Annotated in this window: 5 protein-coding genes and 1 pseudogene; 1 reads left to right on the top strand and 5 read right to left on the bottom strand. The window is 64.3% G+C overall.

Translation table 11 applies throughout. The features are described from left to right. Both K0F85_RS28805 and K0F85_RS15170 read right to left on the bottom strand, forming a co-directional pair. Positions 1–222: pseudogene (locus K0F85_RS28805) on the bottom strand (hypothetical protein); the annotation flags it as partial. Positions 223–385: 163 nt separating this feature from the next. Further along, positions 386–2473: a TonB-dependent siderophore receptor gene (locus tag K0F85_RS15170; protein WP_257572800.1), complete on the bottom strand. Its 2088-nt coding sequence runs from the start codon at positions 2471–2473 to the stop codon at positions 386–388. 206 nt (positions 2474–2679) lie between these two features. Here K0F85_RS15170 and K0F85_RS15165 point away from each other — a divergent pair, with 206 nt between their 5' ends. After that, on the top strand, positions 2680–3003 hold the full coding sequence (locus K0F85_RS15165; RefSeq protein WP_219116808.1) for a tetratricopeptide repeat protein: 324 nt from the start codon (positions 2680–2682) through the stop codon (positions 3001–3003). 6 nt (positions 3004–3009) lie between these two features. Here the strand turns inward: K0F85_RS15165 and bla are convergent, their stop codons facing one another. From bla to K0F85_RS15150, 3 genes are read right to left on the bottom strand one after another with little or no spacing between them, the layout of a single operon-like run. After that, positions 3010–3960: a subclass B3 metallo-beta-lactamase gene (bla, locus tag K0F85_RS15160; protein ID WP_257572799.1), complete on the bottom strand. Its 951-nt coding sequence runs from the start codon at positions 3958–3960 to the stop codon at positions 3010–3012. 59 nt (positions 3961–4019) lie between these two features. After that, positions 4020–5783, bottom strand: a complete 1764-nt coding sequence (locus K0F85_RS15155; protein ID WP_219116807.1) for a M56 family metallopeptidase — start codon at positions 5781–5783, stop codon at positions 4020–4022. After that, the gene (locus K0F85_RS15150) at positions 5780–6172 is read right to left on the bottom strand and encodes a BlaI/MecI/CopY family transcriptional regulator (protein ID WP_071077911.1); all 393 of its coding nucleotides are present in this window, start codon (positions 6170–6172) and stop codon (positions 5780–5782) included. Before K0F85_RS15150 ends, K0F85_RS15155 begins: the two co-directional genes overlap by 4 nt. Positions 6173–6214 lie beyond the last annotated feature (42 nt).

Here is a 6214-nt window from a genome sequence, read left to right as displayed (position 1 = left end):
GACAAACATCGGCGCGCACACGTGGGCCGCCAGGCGCGTGAAGAACAGCGCAGGATCGACGCCCGCCGCATCCATCGGGTCGCTTACCTGGTGATGTAAAAAGACGGTTTCGCGCACATGGTCGAACAGCATGATCAACATGACCAGGCCGCGCATGACGTCGATGACGGCGATGCGGGTGCGCAGGGTGGCGGGCGAATTTAGGGATGTGGAAACAGTCATTAGTTTATGTCCATATATTGGTGCGTTGCTGCGTTGCTGCGTTGCTGCGTTGGAGTGTCGTAGGCGTCACTTGCCGCACAGGCAAAAATCCGGGGTCAGACCCGTCGGGTCTGACCCCAGCTTTATGCTGCTGGTTCTAAACAATGCCCCGGCATTTAGCAAATCAAAACCTGTAATGCGCATTCAGGGTCAGCGTACGCTCGGACCCAGGCGCCACCCACAGCTGGCTATAGGAACTCGCATAGTAGCTGCGGTTGAACATGTTTTCCACGTTCAAAGCCAGGCGCAATTTGGCGTTTGGCGAATACGATGCCAGCAGCCTGGCCGTCGTGTAGGCCGGCAGGGTAAAGCTGCTGCTGACGGCCACGTCGCCCTGGCGCTCGCCCATATATTGCACGCCGCCGCCCACGCTGGCCGTGCCCGTGCCCAGCGCGAATTGCTGCGTGGCCAGCAGGTTCGCACTGTGGCGCGGCACGTTGGCGAAGCGACTGCCCGTCAGAATCGTGTTGTCGCCGCGCGTGACGGTGGCGTTGGTGTAGGCGTAGGCGGCCGAAACGCGCAGGCCGCGCGCCACTTCGCCCGACACGTCCAGTTCCAGGCCCCGGCTGCCCACCTCGCCCGCCGCGATGGCGAAGTCCGTGTTGGCGGGATTGGTCGTCAGCACATTGCTCTTGCCGATGTCATACACGGCCACGGTGCCCGTCAGCTTGCCAGTTTCCAGCTTGGCGCCCAGCTCGTACGAGCGGCTGCGCTCGGCAGGAAAGGCCTGATTATCGATACTGATGCCGCTGTTGGGGCGGAAGCCCCTGGCCACGCTCGCATACAGCGACCACGCCGTCGTCGGCTGGTACACGAGACCCGCGCGCGGGCTGGTAGCCGACAGCGACTGGCGGTTGCTCGCGTTCAGGCGATTGTTCGTGACGTCCTGCGTGTAGCTATCGTGGCGCACGCCGACCAGCGCCTTCCATTGCGCGCCCAGCGCGAGCTGGTCTTGCACATACAGGCCGCGCGCCTTTTGCCCTTCCTGCGTGTCGATGGACAGGGCCAGCGCGGCGGCCTTGCCGCCATATACAGGTGCAAAAATATCGATGGCATAGGCAGACCCGGCAGTGGGATTGCGCCGCAACTGCACGCGGTGGTCGTCGAAGCGATAGGCATCGACTCCGGCCAGCACTTCGTGCGCCAGCGTTCCCGTCCTGAACTTGCCTAGCATTTCAAGGCGGGCCGATACGTCGGTGGCCGAGAAATCGCGGTGGCGGCGCTGGCGGTTCAAGGTGCGCCCATCGGCCAGCAGCTTGTTCGCCTCGGTCGAATAGCCGCTCAATTCGCTGTCGCGGTAAGAAACGCCCGCCTGCACCGTCCAGTCGTTTGACAGCACATGGTGGATAAACAGCTGCTGCCCCAGCGACTTGACCGTCATGGGGCCGTCGTCCGGTTCGCCCAGGAAGCGCGAGACGGGAATCAATCCCAGCTGGCCATGCACGGCGAGCACGCCACGGTCGAACGGCGCGCGCTGCCGCACCGCTTCGATTTCATACGAGACGCTCGTGTGCTCGCCCACCAGCCAGAGGAAGGAGGGAGAGAACAGGCTGCGCTCGACGCGTAGCGTATCGCGGAAGCTGTGCCCTTCTTCTTGGGCCGCGTTCAGGCGGTAGGCAAAACTGTCGCTCAAGGGCCCCGTCAGGTCGATGGCGGCGCGGCGCGTCTGGAAACTGCCGAAGGACAGGTCGGCGCTGTATGCGGACGCGAACTTCGGCTTTTTCGTCGTGATATTCACGGTGCCGCCCGGCTCGCCCCGGCCGTACAGGGCAGAAGCGGGGCCTTTCAACACCTCGACTGCCTGCGTATTGCCGCCGTCGCGCATGCCATTGTAACCACGGCTGGAGCTGAAACCGTTGACCATGTAGTCGGAACCGAAATTCGGGTCGCCCGTGAAACCGCGCATGGCATAGCTGTCCCACAGGCCGCCCAGCGGGCTTTGCCTGGCAATGCTGCTCGCCAGGTCCAGTGCACCGGCCAGTGTCGTCACGCCCGCATCGCGCAGCAGGTCGCTGGTCAGCACGCGCACGCTTTGCGGCAAGTCCATCAGCAAGGCATCCGTCTTGGTGGCGCCCGTGGCGGACAAGCTGCGGTAATGCTGGCGCTCGGCGCTGACGGTGACGACATCGTGCGCGGCGAGTCCGTCCGCCAGGGCCAGCGGACTGGCGGCGGCCAGCAGCAGCGCCATCGGACGCGGTAAAGAAAGGAGCATGGCAATTCCTGAAAGAGTATTAAATGCAAACGAACTGCATTATAAATGATAATCAACTCTCATTAAAGCCTCGCCTGCGGCATCCCCCCTCCATGGGCAGCAAGTCTGCGCATACGCTGCGTACTGCCGGCCGCCGATGGCTTGCGAAGAAACGCCCCAGGCATTAATATACAAGTATTAGCTTGCATATTAATCTGGAGCCGGGCATGCGTGAACAACTGGAAAAACTGCTGGCGCAGGGACGCGACAGCGCCCTGCTGCGCTTTGGCCTGGGAGATGCTTGCCTGAAAGAGCATGACGCCGAGCACGCCGCCATCCACCTGGCGCAGGCGACGCAACAGCAGCCCGGCTATTCCGCCGCCTGGAAACTGCTGGGCAAGGCCTTGCACCAGCTGGGCCGGCTGGATGCAGCGCAGGCCGCCTGGACGACGGGCGTGAGCGTAGCCCGGCAGCAAGGCGACCTGCAAGCCATCAAGGAAATGACGGTGTTCCTGAAACGCCTGCAAAAACAGCAGCAGGCGGTAGCGTAAAGCGGCTTAATGCGCGTGCGCGGCGTCTTTGGCTTCGGCTGGTAACGCAACGCCCCGTTCTTTCGCCAGGCGCTTGGCCAGCAAGCCAGCAGCGTCTGCCGAATAGGCGCGGCAGGCATTCGCGTCGATCAGGGGATTGCTGGTATCGCTGCGCTTGGCGGCCTTGCCCAGCACATCCGTCGTGCCAGGATGCACGGGGATGATGATGTCACATGGCAAGGCGGCCACCTTGGCGATGCTCGCTTCGAACGAGGCCGAAATATCGGGCGTCTTGCCTTTTCCCGTGTATGTAAAATCACCGCTGGCATACGGGTTCAGGCTATCCGCGTACACCACGTTCAGGCAGCGCGGGCCTTCGCACGAAGTCCAGGTCCAGGTCGTGCCGCCTGGCGTGTGGCCCGGTGTCATGTGGGCCGTCAGCGTCAAGGGGCCCACCTTGACGGTATCGCCCTCGCCCACCACTTCGACCTTGGCAACTTTCGCGACATGCACGACAGGATTGGCCTGGTACTGCGGATCATCCTTGCCATTGGTGCCGCTTTGCAGCACCGGGGCGCCCGAGGCGCTGGCCACTACGGTGGCGCCACTGGCGCGTTGCAGCGCGGCAATGCCACCCGCATGATCCCAATGGGCGTGCGAATTGAGAATATATTTCACATCCTCGATGCGAAAGCCCAGTGCCTTGATATTCGCCACGATCAGCGGCGCCGATTGCGGCAGCGCACCGTCGAGCAGGATATGGCCCTGCGGACCCGTCACCAGCACGGCGGACAGGCCGGCCGTGCCCACATACCAGCTGTTGCCATAGACATTAAACGGCTTGACAGGCGCATTCCATTCCTTGCAATTATCGCAATTGACAGGTTTATCCTGCACCGGTGCCGGCGTCTTCGCCTGCACCGTGCCCGCTGCCATGGTCGCAACCGTCGCCAGCATCAACTTCGCCAATAGTGTCATCTTCATCTCCAGAGTGTAAAAAAGAAGGGCGCCCGCGATGGCGCGCCCGAGGGGGGGTATCAATGCATGCGGCCAGTCCTGTCGGCCAGGGTGTCGCGGATGTGCCCGGCGTCGAGCGAGCGCCGCTGCGCGCCGTCGGCGTCCAGCAACACCACGGTGACGTGCTTGCCGCCGCTGCGCATGCGCATGGTCAGGCAGCTGCCCGCTTCGTGGCTGCTGCCCGTCTTGGACAGCAAAATGTCCCAGCCCTTGCCACCCACCAGCGGATTCGTGTTGTGCAAGGTGCGCCATTTACCATTGACGGCCACGCTGGCTTGCGGATGGCTGGTGATGCGCGCGATGTCCGGATAGCGCGCTGCGGCCGCGACAATCTTCGCCACCTCGCTGGCCGTCGATGTATTCGCCGGCGAACTGCCGACCGGGTCCGTCAAGGTAGTGCGGCGCAGACCCAGGCTGCGGATCTTTGCCTGCAGCGCTTGCTTGAAGGCAGCATTGCCACCGGGATAGGTGCGCGCCAGCGCGGCGGCGGCGCGGTTTTCGGACGGCAGCAGCGCTAGTTGTAACAGCGCGGCGCGCGACACGGCCACGCCATCGGCAAGCAGGCTGTGGCGCTGCAGCGACGCATCGCCATCGGCCCGCACGATGCGCAGCTGTTCCTCGGGATCGAGGCCCGCGTCCAGCACCACCATGGCCGTCATCAGCTTGGTGATCGAGGCGATAGGCACGACGGCGTCCGCGTCCTTCGCCATCAACACCTGTCCCGTGCTGTCGTCAAATACCAGCATGTGCTTGGCGCTGACGGGCAAGGCCAGCATCGCGGTGGCGGCCTCGGCCAGCGTTGCCGCATGCACCAAGGGCTTGTCCTGTGCCTGCAGCAACAGGGTGGCGCAAGCCAGCAGCAAGGCGGGCACGGCCATTTTCCAGCTGGCCGTGTCTGGGCCAGGCGCCATCAGGCGTTCGATGCGCGTCAGCAGCGCCCCGCCCCGTGCCGACATCAGCAAGCCGCAATGCTGCGGCGCGGCCGTGTGCAAGGAAAGCGCATGCAGCGCCGTGGCCAGCTGCTGCGGGTCTTGCAGCGCTTGCGCAGCCAGCGCGTCGGCCACCTGTTCCCGTTCGGCCCGCATGCGCGCCGACAGCCACCAGACGACGGGATGAAAAAACAGCAGCGCTTCGGCCACGCTTTGCAAGAGGTTGACCAGGTAATCCCAGCGCCGCACGTGCGCCAGTTCATGCGCCAGCAGCGCTTCGAGCAAGGCGACGGGCATGCCGCTCAACAGGGCGGCCGGCAGCAGGATGACGGGGCGCCAGAAGCCCACGGTGACGGGGCTGGACAGGCCTGCATGCAGTTTCAGCGGCACTTGCCGACTGCGGTGCAAGCCCATGCGCAGCGCCAACGCATCGAGGCGCGCCTGCCAGATGGCTGGTGCGGCCACTGCCTGGCGGCGCAGCTTGCCGACCCAGGCCAGGCCCAGGCACAGGCGCAAGCTCATCAGGCCAACGCCGGCGCTCCAGGCCAGCACCAGGGCCGGCATCCACGCTTGCAGCGCGGCGCGCCAGGCGGGCGGCGCAGCCATCGGCAGCTGGGCCAGTGAAGTGCCGGAGAGCAGAGACAGCAGATGGACGGTGGGAATACACAGGCACAGCAGCAGTGCCAGCGCGCACACGGCATAGCGCCAACGCGCGCTGGCATGGCGCAGCAGCCAGAGCAGGACAGCGGAGACGGCGCCCACGATCACGCCCTGCCAGACAAAATACAGCAAGACCCAGCCCAGCGCCGGGACAAGGTTGCCCAACTCGATGCCCAAGCGCATGTCCAGGTTCATGGCGCCTTGCCATCCTTGCTGCGCAGGATCTTTTCAATTTCCAGGCGCTCCGCGTCGCTCACGTGCTCGCGCAGCGCCGTCAGCACCAGCGCCTTGCCGGAACCGGAAAATACCTTGCCGATCAAGTCCTTGAGCAAGCTGGTCTGTAACTTTTCCTGCGCGTCGACGGCCGCATACAGCTGCGGCCGCTGGCTTTCATCGCGGCTCAAGAGTCCCTTGCCATGCATCAGCTGCAACTGGCGCAGCACGGTGGCGTAGCTGGCATCGGCGCGCTCTTCAGCCAGGGCGTCGTACACGGCGCGCGCGTCGGACGGACCGCGCCGCCACAGGATGCGCAGCAGGTCCAGTTCGGCGGCCGTGGGATGGGGAGTGGAGGTATTTTTTAACATGCCGCCAGCATACCCAGTCTAGAACTCCTTGTCTAGAACTTT

It is taken from the genome of Janthinobacterium sp. UMAB-56 (assembly GCF_900095265.1).
Classification (GTDB): domain Bacteria; phylum Pseudomonadota; class Gammaproteobacteria; order Burkholderiales; family Burkholderiaceae_D; genus Janthinobacterium.
This window is presented reverse-complemented; position numbering and strand designations above follow the sequence as displayed.